Annotated in this window: 19 protein-coding genes and 1 riboswitch; of the genes, 11 read left to right on the top strand and 8 right to left on the bottom strand. The window is 63.9% G+C overall.

Features of this window, described 5'->3' with window-relative positions; all coding sequences use genetic code 11:
• Window positions 1–133 precede the first annotated feature (133 nt).
• The gene (locus AC6I99_RS20630; RefSeq protein WP_497961665.1) at window positions 134–1,348 is read left to right on the top strand and encodes a PucR family transcriptional regulator; all 1,215 of its coding nucleotides are present in this window, start codon (window positions 134–136) and stop codon (window positions 1,346–1,348) included.
• Between the two features lie 160 nt (window positions 1,349–1,508).
• The gene (locus AC6I99_RS20625; protein ID WP_497961664.1) at window positions 1,509–2,429 is read left to right on the top strand and encodes an AEC family transporter; all 921 of its coding nucleotides are present in this window, start codon (window positions 1,509–1,511) and stop codon (window positions 2,427–2,429) included.
• A 245-nt stretch (window positions 2,430–2,674) separates the two neighbouring features.
• On the opposite strand, the gene AC6I99_RS20620 is transcribed toward AC6I99_RS20625, so the two are convergent.
• Window positions 2,675–4,048: a hypothetical protein gene (locus AC6I99_RS20620; RefSeq protein WP_497961662.1), complete on the bottom strand. Its 1,374-nt coding sequence runs from the start codon at window positions 4,046–4,048 to the stop codon at window positions 2,675–2,677.
• A 2-nt stretch (window positions 4,049–4,050) separates the two neighbouring features.
• Window positions 4,051–4,201, bottom strand: a riboswitch (cyclic di-AMP (ydaO/yuaA leader).
• 129 nt (window positions 4,202–4,330) lie between these two features.
• Window positions 4,331–4,564 (bottom strand): hypothetical protein, encoded by a 234-nt coding sequence (locus AC6I99_RS20615; RefSeq protein ID WP_224165699.1) that lies wholly within the window; start codon window positions 4,562–4,564, stop codon window positions 4,331–4,333.
• 47 nt (window positions 4,565–4,611) lie between these two features.
• Between AC6I99_RS20615 and AC6I99_RS20610 the strand changes: the two genes are divergently transcribed.
• A complete protein-coding gene (locus AC6I99_RS20610) occupies window positions 4,612–5,679 on the top strand; it encodes an ATP-dependent DNA ligase (protein ID WP_309928166.1) in 1,068 nt (355 codons plus the stop codon).
• Between the two features lie 97 nt (window positions 5,680–5,776).
• Here AC6I99_RS20610 and AC6I99_RS20605 read toward each other — a convergent pair whose 3' ends face one another.
• The 5 genes from AC6I99_RS20605 to AC6I99_RS20585 form a co-directional block, all read right to left on the bottom strand.
• Window positions 5,777–6,064, bottom strand: coding sequence for a DUF6480 family protein (locus tag AC6I99_RS20605; RefSeq protein ID WP_224165697.1), 288 nt, complete (start codon window positions 6,062–6,064; stop codon window positions 5,777–5,779).
• Between the two features lie 124 nt (window positions 6,065–6,188).
• Window positions 6,189–6,995 carry an alpha/beta fold hydrolase gene (locus tag AC6I99_RS20600; RefSeq protein ID WP_497944129.1) on the bottom strand — a complete coding sequence of 269 codons (807 nt, stop codon included), beginning with the start codon at window positions 6,993–6,995 and terminating at the stop codon, window positions 6,189–6,191.
• Window positions 6,992–7,636 (bottom strand): maleylpyruvate isomerase family mycothiol-dependent enzyme, encoded by a 645-nt coding sequence (locus AC6I99_RS20595; RefSeq protein ID WP_497944130.1) that lies wholly within the window; start codon window positions 7,634–7,636, stop codon window positions 6,992–6,994. The genes AC6I99_RS20600 and AC6I99_RS20595 overlap by 4 nt, the downstream gene beginning before the upstream one ends.
• 55 nt (window positions 7,637–7,691) lie before the next feature.
• Window positions 7,692–7,943 carry a hypothetical protein gene (locus tag AC6I99_RS20590; protein ID WP_224165694.1) on the bottom strand — a complete coding sequence of 84 codons (252 nt, stop codon included), beginning with the start codon at window positions 7,941–7,943 and terminating at the stop codon, window positions 7,692–7,694.
• An 80-nt stretch (window positions 7,944–8,023) separates the two neighbouring features.
• Window positions 8,024–8,467, bottom strand: a complete 444-nt coding sequence (locus tag AC6I99_RS20585) for a helix-turn-helix domain-containing protein (protein WP_309928158.1) — start codon at window positions 8,465–8,467, stop codon at window positions 8,024–8,026.
• A gap of 279 nt (window positions 8,468–8,746) precedes the next feature.
• Here AC6I99_RS20585 and AC6I99_RS20580 point away from each other — a divergent pair, with 279 nt between their 5' ends.
• The 8 genes from AC6I99_RS20580 to AC6I99_RS20545 all read left to right on the top strand — a co-directional run bounded on the left by AC6I99_RS20580 (window position 8,747) and on the right by AC6I99_RS20545 (window position 21,068).
• A complete protein-coding gene (locus tag AC6I99_RS20580) occupies window positions 8,747–9,817 on the top strand; it encodes a LacI family DNA-binding transcriptional regulator (protein ID WP_497944131.1) in 1,071 nt (356 codons plus the stop codon).
• 80 nt (window positions 9,818–9,897) lie between these two features.
• Window positions 9,898–11,574, top strand: coding sequence for an ABC transporter substrate-binding protein (locus AC6I99_RS20575; RefSeq protein ID WP_497944132.1), 1,677 nt, complete (start codon window positions 9,898–9,900; stop codon window positions 11,572–11,574).
• 167 nt (window positions 11,575–11,741) lie between these two features.
• On the top strand, window positions 11,742–12,719 hold the full coding sequence (locus tag AC6I99_RS20570) for an ABC transporter permease (RefSeq protein ID WP_497944133.1): 978 nt from the start codon (window positions 11,742–11,744) through the stop codon (window positions 12,717–12,719).
• Window positions 12,720–12,729: 10 nt separating this feature from the next.
• Window positions 12,730–13,656: an ABC transporter permease gene (locus AC6I99_RS20565; protein WP_497944134.1), complete on the top strand. Its 927-nt coding sequence runs from the start codon at window positions 12,730–12,732 to the stop codon at window positions 13,654–13,656.
• Window positions 13,653–14,606: an ABC transporter ATP-binding protein gene (locus AC6I99_RS20560; protein WP_497944135.1), complete on the top strand. Its 954-nt coding sequence runs from the start codon at window positions 13,653–13,655 to the stop codon at window positions 14,604–14,606. Before AC6I99_RS20565 ends, AC6I99_RS20560 begins: the two co-directional genes overlap by 4 nt.
• Complete coding sequence (locus AC6I99_RS20555; protein WP_497944136.1) at window positions 14,603–15,715, top strand: oligopeptide/dipeptide ABC transporter ATP-binding protein; 1,113 nt, start codon at window positions 14,603–14,605, stop codon at window positions 15,713–15,715. Before AC6I99_RS20560 ends, AC6I99_RS20555 begins: the two co-directional genes overlap by 4 nt.
• On the top strand, window positions 15,712–17,274 hold the full coding sequence (locus AC6I99_RS20550; RefSeq protein ID WP_497944137.1) for a glycoside hydrolase family 32 protein: 1,563 nt from the start codon (window positions 15,712–15,714) through the stop codon (window positions 17,272–17,274). Before AC6I99_RS20555 ends, AC6I99_RS20550 begins: the two co-directional genes overlap by 4 nt.
• Window positions 17,275–17,390: 116 nt before the next feature.
• Window positions 17,391–21,068, top strand: coding sequence for a glycoside hydrolase family 32 protein (locus AC6I99_RS20545; RefSeq protein WP_497944138.1), 3,678 nt, complete (start codon window positions 17,391–17,393; stop codon window positions 21,066–21,068).
• Between the two features lie 102 nt (window positions 21,069–21,170).
• Here AC6I99_RS20545 and AC6I99_RS20540 read toward each other — a convergent pair whose 3' ends face one another.
• On the bottom strand, window positions 21,171–21,449 hold the full coding sequence (locus AC6I99_RS20540) for an HPr family phosphocarrier protein (RefSeq protein WP_224093305.1): 279 nt from the start codon (window positions 21,447–21,449) through the stop codon (window positions 21,171–21,173).
• Window positions 21,450–21,457 lie beyond the last annotated feature (8 nt).

The raw sequence follows: 21,457 nt of genomic DNA, 5'->3' as shown, positions 1-21,457 counted from the left end.
TGAGGCAGGCGACATGGATCTTGGAGCCCGCCTGAATGGAAACCGCGGAAATTCAAGGAATTCTTGCTATGCGCTTCGACATTTGTCGAGGTCTGGAGCGTCAGGTGTCGCCTGATGTTGGTACGCTTTCTGGATGCAGCAGGACGTCGAGGAGATCGTTGAACGCGTGGCGCTCAAGCTTGGCAGGGGGCTGTCCCTGGAAGACCTCGACGGCGTCCTCCTCGCCTACAGTTCCAACCAATCGCACGCAGACCGCGTGAGGGTGAACTTCCTCCTGAGCAAACGCGTGCCAAGCGATGTCAGTGCCTGGCAGCTCTCCCACGGCATCGCGACGGCGGTGCGACCGGTTGTTGTTCCGGCGAACGACGAGCTGGGCATGCTCGGCCGCGTTTGCGTCCCGCTGCTGGTGCGCGGTTTCCGGGTGGGCTACTTGTGGGTGCAGCAGGACCTTGAGGAGCAAACCGCGACGGCGATACTCGCCGAACTGCCCGGCGTACGTGACGAACTGGACCTGTTGGCTGCTTTGTTGCTGGACTCAAACACCGCGGAATCGGAGTTCAGAAGGAGGCGGGAGCAGGAGTTTCTGGCGGCCTGCACAGGCGAATCGAATGCAGTGGCAGCGGTGGCCGGTTGGAAGGAGATCCAAGGCCGCGGTCCTTGGCAACTGGTGACCATCCTGGACGCGGATGGCGGCGGAACCGACGTCGACCCCATTGCCGCAACGCTAACGCACCGAACAGCAGCGTTGCAGTCCACCATTGGTGTCAACGCCGCGCTATTCAGCGCCGGGACGGAGACCCATTCCGTTGTCCTGTTCCGCGAATCCGGTGGCCGGGCTGATCACGCCCAGGTTCTGGTGCACTATCAATTGGAGCTTGCAAAGCGGGCTGGCCGCAAAGTGGACCGGGTGATCCTGGGCATCAGTGAGCCGTTCCAGGTTATCCGGCAACTGGCGGGCGCCTACAGGCAATCGAAAGTGGCAGCCCAGGCCGCAGCCGTGGATCCGCCCCTGGGGGAACTGGTGGAGAGCCGGGCGGTGGGCGTGTATCAACTCTTCGATCGACTTCAGGCGCCGGGCGGTTGGGATGACACGGGCTCCGTTCATTTCCGGACGTTGGAGGACCAGGACAAGAACGGCGAACTCCTGCCCGTGCTGGAACTGCTCTATGACAACGACAGCTCAGTGCAGGACGTCGCAGCAAGACTTCATCTGCACAGGAGCAGCATCTACAACCGCCTTGGCCGGATCCGCCAACTCATCGGAGCTGATCCGTTGAGCGGGGCCATCAGGCTCGAGTTGCACGCTGCACTGAAGGCACAGCGCTGGGCTTCGCGGCCCCGGATCTAGCGAATATCCGGGGTTTCGGGCCGCCAAGTGTTTCGGGCCGCGGAGTCTTTTGGGCCGCCGAGTGTTGTAGAACGTGTGCTGCGGAACGGCCGGAATTGGACAGTCCTCCAGGCGTCGCTTACGCTGAGAAAACGGTTTCTGACCAATTCTTAGGAGCACTGTGGGCGGCGTTGTGTCCGGGATCCTCATCGTCGCCTCGGTCATCGCGGTGGGTTACTTCGCCGCCCGCTACAAAGTGCTGGCCCAGGATGTACAAAGCGCACTGACCCGGACGGCTTTCTACATCACCAATCCTGCACTGCTGTTCACGGTGGTAGGTGGAAGCGACATTCGTGCCGCCCTCGGCGTCGACGCCCCTCTTGCGCTCCTGTCGGCAACCGTCATAGGCCTTCTCTATTGTTTGCTGAGCTTCCTGTTCTTCCGGCGGCCGGTCGCGGAAACGGCGGTTGGTGCCATGGCAAGCAGCTATGCCAACGCGAACAACATCGGCATTCCTGTTTCGTTGTATGCAGTGGGCACGGCGCAGCACGTTGCTCCAGTCCTTCTGGTTCAACTCCTGATCATGGCGCCCTTCTACCTCAGCGTCCTGGGCGTGGCAGGCGGCACGAGAATCTCGTGGAAACGGATGCTGTTGCAGCCTTTCTCCAATCCCATGATTATCGCCTCGGGCCTGGGGGTGGTGATGGCCCTGACGGGGTGGGAGGCTCCGGAGCTCGTTCAGAGACCCATCGATATGCTGGCCGGCGCGGCCGTCCCCATGGTTCTGCTGGCTTTTGGCATGTCGCTGGCTGGCAAGGCGCCTCTCCAAAAGGGCGATGGCCGCGTGGAGACCGTAGTTGCTACCACGTTGAAGGTGGCTGGCATGCCAGTGGTGGTCTGGGCGCTGGGGCGCTTCGTGTTCGGCTTGGAGGGTCAGCACCTCTTGGCCAGCGTCATCATGGCCGCACTGCCAACCGCACAGAACGTCTTCCTTTTCGCTTCTCCCTACGGACGCGGGATGACAATGGCCCGGGATGTCATCCTCTGCACAACGGTCCTGTGCATCGGGGCGTTGGTTATGGTTGCGTGGCTGCTTGGATAGAAGCGATCGATGCCAGGAACAAGCGACACACGAAACAAAAGAGGCAGGCACCCGGGTGGAGCAGTTCAGGGCCGGGTGCCCGCCTCGTCTTGTTGCCGTGATTCCGGTTGCTGTGATTCCTTAGGCCCGGCGCAACCGCTGGCAGCTCCAGCGGCCCATCCGATTGCGGAAGGTGGCAGTGCGGCTGCTGCTGCAGTACCGGCCATGCCATCCGACGTGCGCGCTGGTCCTGGGAAGCCGCGTGCTCATTTCAAGATCCCAGTGGCGCCGTCAAGTATGCCGTCCAGGTCCAGGGGTGAATCGCTGGACGGTGTGGTGGCACTGGGACTGCCGGTCGGCTTTGGCTTTGGTGTCGGAGCCTGTGTTGGAGTAGGTGCCGGAGTGCCGGTGGGGGTCGGCGTCGTCGTGGCAGGTGGGGTGGTGACCGTGTCCGACGGAACCGGGCTCGGGGCCGGCTGGGTTGGAACAGGAGTTGTCACGCCCGGGACGGGAACAACAGCCGACGGGACTGCCGAAGGCACCCAAACAGGATCCGCGAGTGACACTTGCGGAGTCGGAAGGGACGACGACGGCGCCTGGTCGGGTGCCTCTCCTGACGACTGCGTTGCTACGGTTGCCGGCTTTCCGGCCTCGCTGGTGGCCGACGACGCTGAGGCGCTGGCGTAGGACGAGCTGGGTGCAGGGGTAGCCGAAGTTGACTGCCTGCTGTCGCTACCCGTCTTTGCGTCGCTTGCTTCCTGGGCCGGTGTTTCCTGCCCGAAGAAGGGAAGCTCGAAGGCCTGGCTCATGGTGCCAACGGTCAATACCAAGCCCAAGGCCCCAGCGACGACTGCCATGCGCTGGCCCATTGTTTTGACCGAGGCGGCCTTGGTGAGCACGGCGTGTGGTTCATGGCTGAAGGATGATCCACCCAGTGATGACCCACCCAAGGATGAAGCTCCGAAGGCAGGGGCGCCGCCTGCCGGGGTTTCGCCAGCACTTGCCGACTTTCGGGCCGTACCGCTCCCGGATTCCTGTGCGCGAAGGGCTTTCCGGCTTGCGAGACCAGAGGCGGCGGTCGCGGCTGCGGCGAGCTGTGCGGGGCTCTTAGCCTGAACGATTGGGATGGCAGCGGTGGCAGGTTCGGGATTCGCCGCGGGTTCGGGCACGACCGGTTCGGGCCGCTGAACGATCGGGATGGCAGCGGTGGCAGGTTCGGGATTCGCTGCGGGTTCGGACGCGACCGGTTCGGGCGCCTGAACAGCTGGAATCGCAGCAGTTGCCGGCTCCAGGGGAGCAGGGTCCGCCGGAGCTGTCACTGCTGGAGCAGAATCCGCTGGTGCTGTTTCTGCTGGAGCAGTTTCAGTGGGGACTGTCTCAGCAGAAATAGCTGCCTGGGCTGCCCGTTCACGCTCTGCCGCCCGAGCGGCCGCGCGCGTAGTGGGTGCCGCAGTTTGGGGATTGGAAGCAGAGGCGGGAATAGAAGGAGTGGCGGGTTCCGGCGTCGTGTCTGCTAAACCTGCTTCTGCTTCCGGCGTGCTGGTGGAGGATCCGCTGGGTTGGGCCCGACGGCGTCCGGTTGGCTGGGTACGCTCGCGCGCTATTTGGGCGCGGCGCGGCTGATCCATGGTTGGGGACATGGTGGTTGCCTCTCAACGCCTGCGAGGTTAGCTGTCGGGTTCGGACGAGGCCGTCCGGCCGCACATGGCGGCTTCACCCCAAGGGCCTAGGGAAAATCAGGCCCGGGAACTCTGGGTCCCCCGTCTCTGCCGCGGGTCTGGCGGATTCCGGTTTGCGGCAGAGCTCGGCGTCAACCCGGAAGCGGCCCGGCGGAGATGAGGGTCGCTCTTCGACGGTACATGAGCGGCATAGCAAAGTCACATTAATGTAACGGGCGGGACGCCTTCCGGCTCGAAGGCCCGTTAGGACTTAGGCTCCGGGGCCGGAGCCGGGGCTGGCAGCTCGTACTGGATCCTTTGGACTTGGTGTGCGTAATGGGTCTCGGGTCGGAAAATTTCGTCTGCCACACCAAGCATCCCACCCGTGGCGCCGCGCCGGACTTTACCCTTGCTGTTCTGGCGCAAGACCCAGAACCAAAGGGCCGCAATGAGGGCAGGTGCTGCCAGCACTGCCACTAGTACGGCCAAGATATCCATGGCCCAAGACTAGCTTCCGCCGCGGGCGGCAGGTAGAACATAGTCGTATGGACCTCCCAGTGATGCCGCCCATTTCGCCCATGCTTGCCAAGTCTGTTCCTTCGATCCCTGATGTGGGTCATTTTGAGCCAAAGTGGGACGGGTTCAGGACCATCGTTTTCAAAGATGGCGATGAGATCATCCTGGGTAGCCGAAACGAACGTCCCATGACACGGTATTTCCCTGAGCTGGTGGAAGCCCTTCGGAAGAATCTCCCGGACAAATGCGTGATCGACGGCGAGATCGTCCTGATAACTGGGAACAGGCTCGATTTCGAGGGTCTTCAGCAGCGCATCCATCCCGCCGACAGCCGTGTGCGGATGCTGGCCGAAAGCACCCCGTCCTCCTTCATCGGATTCGACATCCTCGCGCTGGGAGACGAGAACCTTATGGACAAGCCGTTTTCCGAGCGTCGCGCCGCCTTGGAGAAGGCACTGGCCAAGGCTGAGGCGCCCGTTTACGTAACACCGGCGGTGACGGAACTCGATCAAGCACAGGAGTGGTTCGTGCAGCTCGAGGGCGCCGGGCTTGACGGCATACTTTCCAAACCGCTCGAGGGGACGTATCAACCGAATAAGCGCGTCATGTTCAAAACCAAGCATGAACGGACCGCGGACTGCGTGGTAGCCGGATTCCGCTGGCATAAAACGGGAAAGGTTGTCGGGTCGATGCTGCTTGGGCTGTATAACGACGCCGGCCAGCTGCAGCACGTTGGGGTGGTGGCTTCCTTTCCCATGGCCAAGCGCGAAAGCCTGGTGGCTGAACTTGAGCCATACCAGACGGAGTTCAGCGAACATCCTTGGGGTCAGTGGGCCGACCAAGGAGATGCCGCCGCTACTGGTTCCCGGATGCCGGGCGCGCAAAGCCGGTGGAGCGGCGGCAAGGACTTCTCCTTTGTTCCCCTTCGGCCCGAGCTCGTCATCGAGGTTGCCTATGACTACATGGAAGGCGACCGGTTCCGGCACACCACCCAGTTTCGTCGATGGCGGCCGGACCGGACTCCGGAGAGCTGTACCTATTCGCAGCTGGAGGAGCCAGCTGACTATGACCTCGGGGAGATACTGAGGCTGCCGTAACCGGAATGGGTCGCCGCTAATACGTTGCCCCCGCTAATACGTTGCTGGCCCGCTCATGCGTTGCTGGCCAGCGACGGGATAGCGGCTTGGAGACGAGCTACTCTTCGTGTCCTTGGTCGCTGCTCATGCTGCCCTCCGCCGGTGGGGTTTCGCCCGGAGGTACGCCGCCTCCAGGCTCGAGTCCCGTGACGTTGCCGTCCAGGGGATCGGGGTTGGCGGAAGCTGCGGGATCGTCGTCCTCGTCCTGGCGCATGTCGGGATCCGTGTGGACATCGTCGGTGTCGCCGGCAGTGACGCCAGCGGTGTCGCCTGTCGTGTCGGCTGGCTCGGCGTCGCCGGAAACTCCGAAGGTCCGGGGATCGTCCTCAGGGTCATAGCTGGTCATGGTCACCCTTCCTAAGCAAACTTACTTTTGTGCTTGCCCGGCCAGCCTAGTCTCCAGGTCGCAAACCCAACAAGGGGCACCCACGCCGGGTTACGCCGTCGTGCATGAGTGCTTGCATCAGTGCCTAACTCTGGCGGGAGGTGGCAGCGACGAAGCTCATGATGGCGTCCGCAACAGCTTTCGGCCGCATGTGCTGGGCGACGTGTCCAACTCCGGGGATTTCAACGAGGCGCCCTTGGGGCACCGCGCGGGAGAGCTTAAGCGCCCACTCCGGCCCGGCCACATGATCGCGGCTCCCTCGAAGCACCAGCACCGGAGTCCGGATTTTAGCCAACTGCTTTTCGGTCGGGTACTTCATCATTACGGGCAGCTCCGTGAGGTACCAGCGGGGCCCGCATTGCAGATAGTCAGTGATCACGATCCAGTTGGACGATGGGCTTTCGCGGAGAAGGCCATCCAGGAACAGGGCCAGCGACTGCCGCCCCACGTTCTTGTGGCGTGAGTCAACCACGGGACCCATGAGGACAAGATGCAAGGCGCGTTCAGGCGCATGGAGGGCCGCTTCAATGGCGAACTGCACGCCCATCGAGTGTCCTACCAGGATGTACGACTCGATGCCGCAGGCCTTCAGTGCTTCTGCGATGAACGCGCCGTAATCTTCCACGGATAGTTGCCGCCCGGGCTTGGGAGTACCCGCAAAACCGGGAAGGTCCAGCGAGTAGGTGGGCGCGCCCCCTGCCAGGACGCCGTGAAGGCGCGCAAGGTAGCGGTGTGAGACGCCGATGCCGTGGATAAGGATGTAAGCGGGCTGCGCGCTCCCGTGCGTCCCCGGAGGAGGCGATCCCTCCGTCCAGAGAATCCGACCACCTAGACCGCAAGCCTCGACGTCGGCAGACAGTAACGTGCTCCTGTTGCCTCGGCGCCCCGTCAAGGCCGGGCCTGTTCCAGGAATACCGGAGCCCCGGGGCCGGTTAGCTCGTCCTCAGACACTGGCCGTCCGGAAACAGCGAGAAGCAGGGAAATGGCCGGTCCTTGAACCTCCGGGCCGTCGCCGTGCTGGAAGTCGGTGTCCGTGGCAACCAGTCGCCAGCCCGCGGCTATCTCCTTGCCGCCGCCGATCCTTGTTGTTGTCTTGACCTGGTAGGCAAGAGCCAACGCGACCGGCCCGGCCGGATAGTTGCGCGTCATTCCAAGGGGGCGCCGGATGTCTTCGCCATGGACGAACGCTTCCACCAATCGTGTGGCAATCCCCGCCGGTGGTCCCGATGTCCGGGACACTACAGCGCGTAGCGCCGTCAGTGTGCCGCCGGGATCCTTGGCCTTTTCGCGTTCCACCCCCACGGCGTTGTCGCGGTCGAAGTCGAAGCGGGCTTCAATCATTCGCTTGAGGAAGCCCAAACGGGTGGTCTTTGCGCTGTCCACAACGTGCGCCAGTACGTCATGGATGTCCCAGCCCGGGCAAAGTGAAGGCGTCTCCCAGAGTGGCTCGGGGAGCGGTTCCAGATCGTGGATCAGCGCACGACGTTCATCGTGCACGGCGGGCCAAACGACGGAGCGGGAAGTCGAAGCCATACCGCTATTGAAACAGCCCTGGTTCGGGTTTGGGGCTGTTCGACCCGCCCGCATGCTAATCCCGTGTGGCGTCGTCCGATTCGGCGGGGTCGCCGGCGGCGCGCGAAGCGTCGGGGGCGGCGGCAGCGTCAGCCGCGTCCCGGCGTCGGGCGATCTTGGATTCTGTCCACATGGCGACCGCGACAAACGCGACGCACGCAAACATGAAGGTGGCTACGAAGTTCAATCCCATGGCCGATCCCAAGGGTGCGGCAAGGGCCATTGCGGCCACCCCGGCCACGATATGCCACCCTTTGAAATTGCCCACCAAACAAGCGTAACCCCGGGGTAATCAGGTGCTGGCCCGTTGGCTGGGATCGTTGCTTGATCCTTATCACTCCGACGCTTTTAGTCGCTGCGTGCGTCATTTCCGGCGTCATCCCGGCCGTTGTCTTCGCCTTTATCTCCCACGGAGGTCTCGGCCTGCTTGCGCTTCTGGGTTTCAAGCCACTCCATGATCGCAGCCTGGCGGATTCGCCGGTGCGTGCCGCGGTACTCAACGGGGATTTCACCGCGGTCGGTCATATTGCGCAGGTAAGTGTGTGAGATGCCTGCCAGCTCCGCGGCCTGGGACGTCGTGAGCATTTCCTCCACGCTGCTGACCGTGACGGTTTCGCCGCGGCCCAGCCTCGCAAGAAGATCGACGACGGCGTCCCTCGCCTGGTCGGGGAGGCGGTGGACCGTGCCATCGACGAACACGGTGATGTCGTTGCTGTCCTGGAGGGAGCGTGCCAGGTTCCGGGCGTCGTCGGCCGGGAGGCCAGCTGTAACGCGGGGAGCTATCAATGCCATGGCAGAAGCCTAGCGCGGTGCCGGCTTTGTGAATGCGCGGGACAGGCTGGTGGCTGCGCTGGACGAGGGAGCTGGCCCGATTCGATGCTTCGCTGCGTGCAAGACGGTAGGAGTCGTCTTCTGCGCAGCGAGTCGTCGAATCGGGCGGAGGTGGCGCAAAAAGAAATCCGTTGACAGGAAGCAAGTAACGCGCGTAACCTAAATCACACGTTCCAAGTAACGCGCGTTACCAATATCCGTATTTCCAACAGGCATCAGAACCAGGACCCGGAGCATTCAATGGCGAAAAGCACCACCCCCAACAAAGCCGCGGCTGTGCGGCAGCGGGGAGTCACCATGAATGACGTCGCCAAGCATGCCGGCGTCTCCCGGACCGCAGTCTCGTTCGTGCTGAGCAACCGCGAAAATGCCAGCATCTCCGAGGAAACCCGCACCCGTATCAACGATGCCGTGCAGGCACTGGGCTACCGCCCGAACGCCGGAGCACGTGCGCTGGCATCCCAGCGCAGTGATTGGTACGGGATCGTCACCGAGATCGTGACGGCACCGTTCGCCGTCGACATCATCAAAGGAGCCCAGGACCAGGCATGGATTGATCGCCGGTTCCTGCTCATCGCGCCCTCCGACCAGGCCGATGCCGTAGGACCCAACCAGGGCTTGGAAGATGCCGCCATTGAAAAGCTGCTGGAGCAACGAGTGGAAGGACTTCTCTACGCAGCCACTTTTCACCGGGGCGTGCACGTTCCGCAGAGTGCCAATGAAGTACCAACCGTGCTGATCAACTGCTTCGACGCGGACGGAAAGCTGCCCTCGATCGTTCCTGACGAGCGTGCGGGTGGCAGGGTAGCCGTCGAGCGCTTGCTTCAAGCCGGCCACACCCGGATCGGAATCATCAACCTTGACCCGGTCATTCCCGCAGCAGTTGGGCGATTGGAAGGTGCCCGCGAAGCACTGGCCGTCGCAGGACTTGAGCTGGACCCGGAACTGGTGGTGTCCGGATACGCAACGGCCGACGGCGGCTACGACGCCGCCTGCCAAATCCTGGACCGCTATCCGGAAAAGGACAGGCCAACCGCGCTGTTCTGCCTCAACGACCGCATGGCGATGGGCGCCTACGACGCCATCAAAGAACGGGGCCTGACCATCCCCGGAGACATCGCTGTGATCGGCTTCGACAACCAGGAGCTCATTGCGGCCTACCTGAGGCCAAAGCTGACCACCGTTGCCTTGCCGTTCCAAAAAATGGGAGCCCTGGGAGTCCAGACGCTCGCCGCTCTTACAGCAGGACAGCCGATCATTGCCGACCAGCAATTGGTCGACTGTCCGCTGCTAGAACGCTCTTCGGTCTGACCGCGAAATCAACCTCGAAGAGCAAACCCCTTACCCACCCCTTCACCTTGGACGATGAAGATAGGAAAGAGATAACCATCATGACACAACCCCGATTCCTGAGGTCTGCCCGCATCACGGCGGCCGGACTGGCGGTGGGCGCGATGCTGCTGACCGGCTGTGCCGCCACCGTCAACAAGACCGCCGGCACAGACGCCGCAGCAAACGCGAGCGCGTTCCTCACCATCCCGCGTGAGGACATGGGCACGTTCGTGCAGAACTTCAACCCGTTCGCGCCCACCGTCAACCCGATGGTCCAGCAATCCATCTACGAGTCCTTGCTGATCTTCAACCCGGCCAAGGGAGACACGGTGCCGTGGCTCGCGACAGAGTGGAAGGCAGCCGACGACGGCAAATCGATCACCTTCACGCTGCGTGACGGCGTGAAGTGGTCCGACGGCCAGCCCTTCGTCGCTGACGACGTCGCTTACACGTTCGGCCTTCAGAAGAAGATCAAGGGTGGCTACGAGTACCTGGACACCGTGACAGCCGAGGGAACCAACAAGGTCACGTTCAACTTCAACAAGCCATGGTCGCCCGCCCTTTACGACGTCGGACAGCTCAGCATCCTGCCCAAGCACATTTGGTCCGCGCTGGCCGACCCGGAGAAGGACCCCAACGCCAAGCCCGTGGGCACCGGACCGTACACCGAGGTGGACAGCTTCCAGGCCCAGTCCTTCGTACTGAAGAAGAACCCCAACTACTGGCAGCCGGAAAAGCAGAAGATCGCCGGCATCAAGATGCTCGCTTTTGCAGGGAACGACGGCGCCAACCTCGCCGCTGCGAACGGGGACGTGGACTGGGCCCCGCAGTACATCCCGAACATCGAAAAGACGTTTGTTTCCAAGGACAAGGAACACCGCCAGTACTGGTTCCCGGCAACCGGCGCCATGATCAACTGGCAGCTCAACACCGCCAAGGCTCCCTTCAATGATGTTGACGTCCGCAAGGCCCTGAGCATGGCCGTTGACCGCGAGCAAGTCACCAAGATCGGTATGAGCGGCTACGCCAAGCCGGCCGACTGCACTGGCCTCTCCGGCAACTACGAAAAGTGGAAGAACTCCGAGGTCAAGGACAACTGCACCTGGACCAAGCTGGATGTGCAGAAAGCCAACGAGCTGCTGGACAAGGCCGGGTACGCCAAGGGTGCTGATGGCAAGCGCAAACTGAAGGACGGTTCGCCGTTCGAGTTCAAGATCTCCGTGGGCGCCTCGTCCTCCGACTGGCTGTCCGTGGCCAACGTGATCTCGCAGAACCTCGCCGAGGTTGGCGTCACGGCAAAGGTTGACTCCCCGGACTGGGCGGCAGTGGTTGCGGGTTACGAGACGGGCGACTTCGATTCCGGCATCGTGTGGAGCGCCAACGACCCCAGCCCGTACAAGTACTTCAACACCTCCATGGGCACGGCAACAGTGAAGCCGGTAGGAACCAAGACGTTCGACAACTACCACCGCTTCGGTGACACCAAGGCTGATGCCCTGCTGGCTGAATTTGCAGCAGAGTCCGACGAGTCCAAGCAGAAGGACATCGCCAACAAGCTCCAGCAAGAGTACAACGACGTCGCACCGCTGGTGCCGCTGTTCTCCGGCCCGGAATGGGGTGCCTTCAATGACACCCGCTTCACCGGCTGGCCCACCGAGGGCAACCCGTACGCAACCCTCTCGGTACGGTCACCCACCACAGTCCTGGTGCTGACCACGCTGGAACCGCGTAAGTAGTCCCCACCGCCGCCCTAACCTCGCTGCGCTTCGGCCAGGGAACCCGGGCGGCGTGGGCCCAGCACCGCTGGCTCCGGCCTGCACACCGCCGTCCGGCGGCCGCCGTCCCACGGACCGGCCGCCGGGCGTGCCCCAAACTTTCCGTAATTCCCGAATGGAGGGAAACCGTGCGCTTTATCCTGCGCCGCCTGGGTTTCTACCTGATCGCCTTCTGGGCATCCATCACCCTGAATTTCCTGCTCCCGCGCTTCATGCCCGGCGACCCCGTCTCCCGCATGTTTGCCCGCTCCCAGGACAGAATGCAGCCCGAACAGATCGAGGCCCTGCGCAAGCTTCTTGGCGTGGACGATCGGCCCATTTGGGAGCAATACGTCGACTACATGCACAACATATTCACGGGCCAGATGGGCGTTTCCATCTCCCGTTTCCCAACACCGGTCACTGAGGTTATCTCCTCGCAGATCGGCTGGACCCTCCTGCTGGGCGGAACCGCCCTGGTGATTGCCGCCGTCGTGGGTAACCTGCTGGGCATCCTGGCCGCTTGGCGGCGGGGTGGCGCGATCGACTCGGCACTGCCGCCGGTGCTCGTGTTCATCGGCTCGTTCCCGTACTTCTGGCTTGCGATGGGTGCGCTGTACCTGTTTGGCGTGGTGCTGGGTTGGTTCCCGATCCGCCACGCGTTCACGGATGGTTTGGAGCCCGGGTTTACATGGGAGTTCATCGGCGACGTCGGTGCGCACCTGGTGCTGCCGGCGCTGACGATCGTGCTGGTTTCCATTGGTGGCTGGATGTTGGGCATGCGGAACACCATGATCGCCACGAACTCCGAGGACTACATCACCATGGCCGAGGCCAAGGGTCTTAAGCCGGGCCGCATCATGCTCCGCTACGCAGCCCGGAACGCGATGCTGCCCTCGGTCACGAGCTTCGGCATGGGACTGGGTTTCGTGGTGGGCGGTGCGTTGCTCACCGAGGTGGTGTTCGCGTACCCCGGCGTCGGATACCAACTCCTCAACGCCGTCCAAGGCCTGGACTACCCCCTCATGCAGGGCCTGTTCCTGACCATTACCGCCGCCGTGCTGCTGGCGAACTTCCTGGTGGACATCCTCTACGTCCGCCTCGACCCGCGCGTGCGCAGCAACTAGAGGACTGATCATGACAACCGCACTCCTGAAGCAGCCAACTCCAACCCCGGCTGTCCGCAAGCCAAACCGCAGCTTCGTCCACGGGCTCCTCACCAATAAGAAAGCCATGCTGGGCATGGCCGTGATGTTCGTGTTCATCGCCCTCGCGCTGCTGGCGCCCGTGCTGTTCCCCGGCGACCCGTCGCGCATCACCGGGATGGCCTCGCTGGAACCCTCTCCCGAGCATTGGCTGGGCACCACCGCCAAGGGACAGGACGTGCTCGCGCTGACCGTCCACGGCTCGAGGAGTTCCTTGTTCGTAGGGCTGACCGTAGGCTTCGCGTCCACATTCGTTGGCATCCTCGTGGGCCTGGCCTCGGCGTACTTCGGCAAGTTCATCGACGAAGCCCTCTCCTTGGCGACCAACGTCTTCCTGCTCCTTCCCGGCCTGCCGCTCCTGGTCATCCTGGCCGCGTTCCTGCCACCGGGCCTTGGCACAGTGATCCTGGTCCTCGTGGTCACGGGGTGGGCCGGTTCGGCACGTGTGCTGCGCTCGCAGGCCCTGTCCATCCGTTCCAAGGACTTCGTGGCCGCTGCCGTGGTGTCCGGTGAACGGGCGGGCCGGATCATGTTCCGCGAGATCCTGCCGAACATGGCCTCGATCGTCATGGGCACGCTGCTGGCTTGCGTCATTTATGGCATCGGAGCCCAGGCTGGCCTGGAGTTCCTGGGCCTGGGCGACGTCAGTACGGTCTCGTGGGGCAACAACCTCTTCTGGGCCGGCAATGAAGGCGCCCTGCTGACCGGTAGCTGGTGGGTGTTCGTGCCCTCCGGTGTCTGCATCGCTTTGGTCGCCTTCGCGCTGGCACTCATCAATTACGCCGTGGACGAGGTTACCAATCCGCGGCTGCGGAAAATCAAGACACCTGCAACCACCGAAAGGAGCGCCGCCAAGTGACTGTCTCCCAAGTCTCCTTCGGCTCCCACGAGCCCGTCCTGGACGTCAGGAACCTCACCGTAAAGTACGTGGGCGATACCCGCTCAACCACCGCCGTCGACCACGTTTCCTTCAGTATCGGCACCGGTGAGGTGTTCGGGCTGGCTGGTGAATCGGGTTGTGGGAAGTCGACGATTGCCAACTCGATCATGCGGCTCCTGAAGGACCCGGCCAAGATCGCCGGCGGCAGCATCCGCTTCGGCGGCAAGGACGTCCTGGCCATGAGCCCGGAGGAACTGCGGCGCTTCCGTTGGCAGGACGTGGCCATGGTGTTTCAGTCGGCCATGAACTCGCTGAATCCGGTGCTGACCATCGGCGAGCAGATCGTGGACATCTTCACCACGCACGCCGGCTACTCGCGCAAGGAATCGCTCCGCCGTGCGGGCGAGTTGCTGGAGCTCGTGAGGATCGACCCCGCGCGACTGAAGTCCTACCCCCACCAGCTCTCGGGTGGCATGCGGCAGCGCGCAGTGATTGCCATGGCCGTAGCACTGAAGCCGTCGCTGCTGATCCTGGACGAACCAACTACTGCACTGGATGTGGTGGTGCAGCAGGAAATCATGGCGCAGATCAAGGAACTCCAGCGCGAACTGGGGTTCTCCGTCCTCTTCATTACCCACGACATGTCCCTCATGGTGGAGCTCTCGCACCGCATGGCCGTCATGTACGGCGGCCGGATCGTCGAAACCGCCAAGGCGCAGGACGTCTACGCCAACCCGCGTCACCCCTATACGCAGGCGCTCATGGGTGCGTTCCCGCCGCTCACTGGTCCCCGCGTTCCGCTCACGGGACTGCCCGACGGCGTGAAGTTCCGGAACATCCCGGACCTCACCGAAGTGGCGCCCGGGCACCTCGTGGCACCGTTTGGTGCCGACACTGAAGCACTTGTTCTGGAAGGAGTCGCACCATGAGCCACTCTGCACTGTCCCCTGCGATCGAAGGTTCGGCCCGCCAAGTCGCTGCTTCCGAAACACCTGCCCTCGAAGTCCGCGGTCTGGGCAAATCATTCCCCATCGGCGGCCTGTTCTCCCGCCAATCCGTCCGGGCCCTGCACGGCGTGGACCTCACCATTGGCCGCGGCGAAATCGTGGCACTCGTGGGGGAGTCCGGCTCTGGCAAGAGCACCCTGGCCCGCTGTGTTGCCCGGCTCGAAAAGCCGAGCTCCGGCGCCATCCTGGTTGACGGCGTCGACGTCCTTAAACGCGACCGGTTCCAAGCGTCCCGTGCCTTCCGATCACAGCTGCAGATGGTCTTCCAGGATCCGTTCGGCTCGCTGAATCCGGCCCACAGGATTGAGCATTTCCTGCGGAGGTCGTTGGCCATCCACGGGAAGGGCGGTTCGGAGTCCCAGACCCAGCGCCGCCTTGAGGAACTCATGACCACCGTGGGCCTGCAGGCGGACATGCTCAACTCCTACCCGCATGAACTTTCCGGCGGGCAGCGGCAGCGCGTCGCGATCGCCCGTGCCCTCGCCGTGGAGCCACAGGTCATCCTGGCTGATGAACCCACCTCCATGTTGGATGTGTCAGTGCGGATCGGCGTGCTGAATCTGATGCGCAAACTCCGCGACGAGCAAGGCATCTCCATGCTCTACATCACCCACGACCTCGCCTCGGCACGCTACCTGGCAGACCGGACAGCGGTGATGTTTGCCGGTGAGCTCGTGGAGGAAGGGGAGTCCCTTGACCTGCTGGCAAACCCCGCCCACCCCTACACACAACTGTTGGTTTCTGCCGTTCCGGACCCGGCCCGCGCAGGCTCCTACGATCCCGTCCGCCGCGCTGAACTGCGGCAGGCCGTCATGGCCTCCACGGGCTGCGCTTTCGACGGCGATCCCCACCAGGCCTGCTCCGCCACCGAACCTGTGCGCCATCAAGTGGGCGATCCCGCGAACCGCCACTGGGTGCGCTGCCACCTCTACCGGCCGCGGGCTGGAGCCGGCGGACACGCGCTGGCGACTGAACCCGTGGCTACCGAACCCGTGGCGACCGAAAAGACTGACAAGAAGGCTTCCGCATGACTGAACTGACCCACCCGCTCGCCACCGTGCCCCGGGACGAGCTGGTTGCCCGCGCCGAGTCCGACCCCCTCCGACCCCGCTTCCACTTCGTTTCCCCAGCGGGCTGGCTCAACGATCCCAACGGCGTGAGCCAGTGGAACGGCACCTACCACCTCTTCTACCAGTACAACCCGGAGGGCGCCTTCCACCACCGCATCCAGTGGGGCCATGCCACCAGCACGGACCTCGTCACCTGGACGGACCAGCCGGTGGCCTTGGAGCCGTCGGCGGGTCCGGACGCCGACGGCTGCTGGTCAGGAGTGTTGGTGAACGACGGCGGTACGCCCACCTTGGTCTATTCGGGCCGGCTCGGCGAGCGCGAACTGCCCTGCGTTGCCGTGGGATCTGCCGATCTCCTGAGTTGGAGCAAGGTGCCCGAGAACCCGGTCATCGCGGCCCCTCCGGCGGGAGTGGACATCACCGCTTACAGGGACCACTGCGTGTGGCGCGAGGGAACCACGTGGCGGCAACTGGTGGGCTCGGGCATTCGTGGGCGCGGCGGCACGGCGTTCCTGTACGAGTCCTCGGATCTGCGTTCGTGGGACTACATCGGGCCCCTGTTCATTGGAGATGCATCCCAAGGAGACCCAGCCGATACTGACTGGACCGGAACCATGTGGGAATGCGTGGACCTGTTCAGGGCGGGTGGGGGTTCGTTGGGTTCGACCACCGGGCTTTTTGCTGACGCCGATCCTGATGTGCTGGTTTTCTCCGCGTGGGACGACGGCGAGACCCGTCACCCGTTGTATTGGACCGGTCGCTATTCGGGAGATTCCTTCCAGCCTGCAGCCCTGCACCGGCTCGACTACGGCGGACGGTTCTTCTACGCTCCGCAGTCGTTCGAGGACGGGTCCGGGCGGCGCATCATGTTCGGCTGGATGCAGGAAGGACGAAGCGACGCCGCGATGGTGGAGGCCGGATGGTCTGGCGTGATGAGCCTGCCGCGCGTCACCACCCTGGCCAACGACGGAACCCTGGCTTTTGCGCCTGTCCCTGAAGTGGAGAAGCTCCGCCGGGATCACGTCAGCGTGCCGGGACAAGTCCTGGTGGGCTCCGGCAAGCCCCTGGAGACGGGAGTTTCCGGGAACCAGCTGGACCTTGAGTTGGACGTTCAGCTGGCACCGGGTGCGGTGCTGCGGCTGGGCGTGTTGGGGTCGGAGGATGGCGCTGAGGAGACGGTAGTCCAACTAAGCCGCGATCTTGAGGGCGAAAACGGCACGCTCAAACTGGACCGCACCCGCAGCAGCCTGGCTCGAGCCGATGCTGGCCTGGCCCTGGATGTGGAGGACAAGTCCGGCCCCGTTCCGATGCCCGACGGACGCGTGCGCCTTCGTGTCCTGGTGGACAGGTCCGCCGTCGAGATTTTCGCGAATGGCAAGCCGCTCACGGCCAGGGTTTACCCAACCCTTGGCGGGGAGCGCGTGACCCTCTCGGCGGCTGGGGGAACCGTCCGCGTCCTGACCTTCGACGCCTGGACCATGGCCGACATCTGGGGAGGTCCGCGCCCGCTCTTCCCCTAGCACCGCCGCCCAAACCATCCCTCTCTCACATCCCGAGCGCTTTTCGCCGATCTTCTCTCACATCATGGGCGGTTTTGGCGAACGCTCTCTCACCCCTGAGATCAAAGGCGATCTGAATGCATCGGAGAATAGTTGCCGGCCTCACGGCCGCGGTCCTTGGTGTTGGCCTGGCTGGGACGGGGGTCACTGCTCCGGCGGTGGCCCTCGACCCCGCGCCCGTCACCCTCAACAGCACTACGAGCCCCGTTCCGGACGTCGTCGGAGTCAATGGTTCGTGGACCCGGACAGCGCAGGGCGGGTACGCCGCCGTCGCGCCTTCCGGGCAAAATGCGGCGGCTGTCAGCGAGCAGGTCGTGGCGGGAACCGCCCGCTACACGGCTTCGGTGACGGTCGACGCCGGGAGTCCCTACGGTGTTGGGGCGCTCGTCTTCCGAGCGACTCCCGACGCCGGCGCGGGTTACGCCGCTACGATCGACCCCAACCTGGACCGGGTGAGGTTGTTCGACCTCGCGACCGGACAGGACGTGGTTACGCCTGTGTCCCTGCCACTGAATTCGGGGCAGGCCTACACGGTGGATGTCCATGTGGACGGACCACGGATCTATGTTGCGATCGATGGCATCAAGAGGATTGACGCCACGGACTATCGCTACGAATCAGGCCGCGTGGGCCTGCATGCGTTCAACGGATCGGTGTCTTTCGGTACGCCCGGTGTGCGGACTATCGACGCCAGCATCAGCGGCTGGGCAGTCACCGCGAACGGCTGGCAGGCCTCGGCCACAGGTTTCCGCGGTGTTGCCCCTGCGAACACCAATATCCGAGCCGTGGCCACCGGTCAGTTGCCCACAGACGTCGACTTTTCCACAGATGTTCAGGTCACGTCGCAATACGGCGTGGGCACAGCACTGTTTCGAACCAATGCGTCCGGAACGTCCGGTTACGCCGCGGAGGTCGACCCCAACGCAGGCCGCTTGCGACTGTACCGGGTCTCGGACAACGCCACGCTCGGCACGTTCAGCACAGCCATCACCGTCAACAAGGTGTACCGCCTGCGGGTCACGGCGCTCGGCAACCAGCTGGCCGTCTATTGGCAGACCGATTTCCTGGACCCGAACGGCGCCATGCCGGCCATCACGGCCACGGATGCCGCCCATGCTTCCGGCCATGTCGGGCTGGGCTCCTACAACGGCACCGCGGTGTTCCAGAGCATGACGCTTCGAGGACTAGAGACTTCGTTGCAGGGTTGGCGCTCGGCTGCAGGCTCCTGGGAGCCCGATGCCAAGGGCCTCCGGGCTTCCGCGGCGGGTGGCACCGCGCTGAGGTACGTCCCGGCGGTGACGTCCGACGTCGTTGCCTCCTTGGACCTGACCGTCACCTCACCCGCCACCGCCTCAGTGGTGGTCCGCAGCGGTACCGACGGCACCGGCGGCGTGGAACTGAGGATCGACCCCGGGGCGGGAACTGCGAAGCTCTACAACCGGACCACCTCGGCGTTGCTGCACTCCGGCAACCTTCCCTCCACAAGTTTTCAAGACGGCCAACTCAACCGTGTCCAGCTCACTGTCCAGGGCAGCGAAGCGTCTGTGCTGATTAATGGCACAGCTGTGCTAAGTGGCTCTGTGCCAGCGGCATCTGGCAACGGGTTCGCCCTGTTGACCACCGGAACGGCCTGGTTCCAGAGTGTCCGCGCGGACAGCGTGGATCAGTACATGAACGGGCTCTACCAGCCGGGCTACCACTACAGCCAGAATTCGGGCAGCAGTTCGGACCCCAATGGCCTGGTGTACTTCGAGGGCGAGTACCACCTGTTCCACCAGGACCGCGGACGCTGGGCGCACGCCGTCAGCTCGGATCTGATGCACTGGAAGCAGTTGCCCATCGCCCTCCCGCACATGGCTGCGGGGGAGTCGTGGTCCGGATCGGCCGTGGTGGATGCCTCTGACTCGAGTGGTCTTTTCGACGGCGGCTCCGGCCTCATTGCCTACTACACCAGCTTCAATCACGACGCCTGGAACGGAAACCAGTCCGTCCGTGCGGCCTACAGCAAGGACCAAGGCCGCACCTGGCAGACGGTCCAGGCAGATCCGGTTGTGGAGAACCCGGGCGGCCCCGACGGCGGCTGGGACTTCCGCGACCCCAAGGTCACCTGGGATGCAGGGTCCAGCAAATGGGTCATGGTGGTGGCCGCCGGAGACCACATCCGCTTCTACTCCTCCACAGACCTCATCCACTGGACCTTCGCGAGCACCTTCGGCTACGGCGACTGGATCCGCGGGGGCGTGTGGGAATGCCCGGACTTCTTCGAGATGCCTGTGGAGGGACAGTCCGGGGTGAAGCGTTGGGTGCTGTGGTGGAGTACTGGGGCGGTCCGAGCCACGAACGGTTCGGCCGCGCAATATGTGACGGGCACGTGGAACGGTACCGCATTTACGCCGGACACTCCCGCTTCCCAGGTCTTGCAGGCTGACCATGGCAGGGACTACTACGCAGCGATGAGCTTCTTCGGCGCGCCCGATGGCAGGCGCATCATGATCGGGTGGATGAGCAATTGGGACTACGCGTTCAGCCCGCCAACGGGCCGCTGGAACGGCCAGCTCAGCATCCCGCGCGAGCTCAAGCTTGTTGATGTTGCCGGCGCCGGACTCCGCCTGACGCAGGCTCCCGTTGAGGAGGGAGAGTCTCTACGGACATCAACCTGGCAGGCCTCCGATGTCACTGTGACGCCGAGCTCGGCGAACGCGCTCGCGGGAACGTCCGGCAGGTCCTTTGAGCTCGAGGCGGAGGTCGGGATTCCCACCATCGGCGGGGCCAGCTCCTTCGCGTTCGGGCTGAGGAAAGGGGCCGGCACCTCTGGCGCGCAAGAGACATCCGCGCAAGTAACAACGGTGAAGTACGACGCCGGCCCGGGAACCTTGACGGTGGACCGTGGCACCTCCGGACGGGAGGACTTCACGAGGTACTTCGCCGGGTCTCCGGCGGACAATTCCTCGGCGCCATGGAGCTCCACTCTGGTGGGGTCCGAGCGTCGAGTGAAGCTCCGGATGCTGGTGGATGCGTCCTCTGTGGAAGTCTTCGGCGGTGACGGCACGGCTGCCATCACGTCCCTGATCTTCCCGGACCCTTCCTCCACAGGCCTGTCCTTCACCGCTATCGGAGGGAACGCCCGGCTGGTGTCCGTCAAAGTACACCAACTCAGCGACACGGCCCGCGTGACTACCGCGCCGCCGTCGGACGTTCTGCTTCCCACCAGCGGGACAGCACGCCACAACCTGGGCGCGTATGTCGTGGTCCCGGGCGGCAAATGGGAGAGCACAGGCGCAGGCCTGACAGGTACGTTCGACAAAGATTCGACGGCCATGAGCGCAGCCGCGTTCACCAACGTGAGGGTGCAGGCAACGGTGCGGTTCGGCGGCGAACCGTTCAACGGCGAACTCCTCAACCGGGACCTGGCGCCGGAGAAAGGGTACGGCGGTGCAGGCTCGGTGTTGCTGAGATCCTCTGCCGACGGATCCAGTGCCTATTACGTGAACCTGGACCCGAACCTGCGAGAGGTGCGTGTGTTCAAGCTGGTCAGTGGCGTATTCACCGTCATTGCGAGCACGCCCGCAGCCCTGAGCCATGGAGTGAGCTACTCACTGGATGCCGCAGTGAATGGCAACCGGATCACGGTGTCCGTGGAGGGGGCCCAGCTGATCGACGTCATGGATTCTGCGCTGGCCTCCGGCAGGGTTGGCGTCAACGTGTTCGACGGCCGCGCCGCCTACCAGGACGTGGTGGTGACAGCGCTGCCGTAGCTAGTCGAGCCCGATTCGATGGCTCGCTGCAGACCAGACGACTCCTACCGTCTTGTACGCAGCAAGCCATCGAATTGGGCGCCGGGCGCAGGGCACCGAAGGCTACTCCGCGTCCAAATCCGTCTCCAACAAGGCCACGAGCGCGTCCAAGGCAGCGTCGGCGCCGTCGCCCTCCGCCCGCAGCACGACGACGTCGCCCTTAGCAGCTCCGAGCGTCATGAGCGAGAGGATGCTGGCGGCGTCGAGGGCTTCATCCGCGGGTTCGCCTTGCATGGCAATGGTGACCTCCACCGGCTGCTCACCTGCCGCTTCGGCGAACAGGGCGGCCGGCCGGGCGTGCAGGCCGGAGCGGCTGGCGATGGTGGCTGTGCGTTCTGGCATGGTTTTCT

Source organism: Arthrobacter sp. TmtSoilC77, from assembly GCF_059739415.1.
The sequence above is the reverse complement of the archived record's forward strand: the minus strand, read 5'-3'. Positions and strand labels throughout refer to the sequence as shown.

Excerpts from the sequence above, each read along its gene's own strand:
- AC6I99_RS20630 (WP_497961665.1), top strand. The coding sequence starts at position 134 with ATGCAGCAGGACGTCGAGGAGATCGTTGAACGCGTGGCGCTCAAGCTT.
- AC6I99_RS20620 (WP_497961662.1), bottom strand. The coding sequence starts at position 4,048 with ATGTCCCCAACCATGGATCAGCCGCGCCGCGCCCAAATAGCGCGCGAG.
- AC6I99_RS20615 (WP_224165699.1), bottom strand. The coding sequence starts at position 4,564 with ATGGATATCTTGGCCGTACTAGTGGCAGTGCTGGCAGCACCTGCCCTC.
- AC6I99_RS20610 (WP_309928166.1), top strand. The coding sequence starts at position 4,612 with ATGGACCTCCCAGTGATGCCGCCCATTTCGCCCATGCTTGCCAAGTCT.
- AC6I99_RS20605 (WP_224165697.1), bottom strand. The coding sequence starts at position 6,064 with ATGACCAGCTATGACCCTGAGGACGATCCCCGGACCTTCGGAGTTTCC.
- AC6I99_RS20595 (WP_497944130.1), bottom strand. The coding sequence starts at position 7,636 with ATGGCTTCGACTTCCCGCTCCGTCGTTTGGCCCGCCGTGCACGATGAA.
- AC6I99_RS20585 (WP_309928158.1), bottom strand. The coding sequence starts at position 8,467 with ATGGCATTGATAGCTCCCCGCGTTACAGCTGGCCTCCCGGCCGACGAC.
- AC6I99_RS20580 (WP_497944131.1), top strand. The coding sequence starts at position 8,747 with ATGGCGAAAAGCACCACCCCCAACAAAGCCGCGGCTGTGCGGCAGCGG.
- AC6I99_RS20575 (WP_497944132.1), top strand. The coding sequence starts at position 9,898 with ATGACACAACCCCGATTCCTGAGGTCTGCCCGCATCACGGCGGCCGGA.
- AC6I99_RS20565 (WP_497944134.1), top strand. The coding sequence starts at position 12,730 with ATGACAACCGCACTCCTGAAGCAGCCAACTCCAACCCCGGCTGTCCGC.
- AC6I99_RS20555 (WP_497944136.1), top strand. The coding sequence starts at position 14,603 with ATGAGCCACTCTGCACTGTCCCCTGCGATCGAAGGTTCGGCCCGCCAA.
- AC6I99_RS20550 (WP_497944137.1), top strand. The coding sequence starts at position 15,712 with ATGACTGAACTGACCCACCCGCTCGCCACCGTGCCCCGGGACGAGCTG.
- AC6I99_RS20545 (WP_497944138.1), top strand. The coding sequence starts at position 17,391 with ATGCATCGGAGAATAGTTGCCGGCCTCACGGCCGCGGTCCTTGGTGTT.
- AC6I99_RS20540 (WP_224093305.1), bottom strand. The coding sequence starts at position 21,449 with ATGCCAGAACGCACAGCCACCATCGCCAGCCGCTCCGGCCTGCACGCC.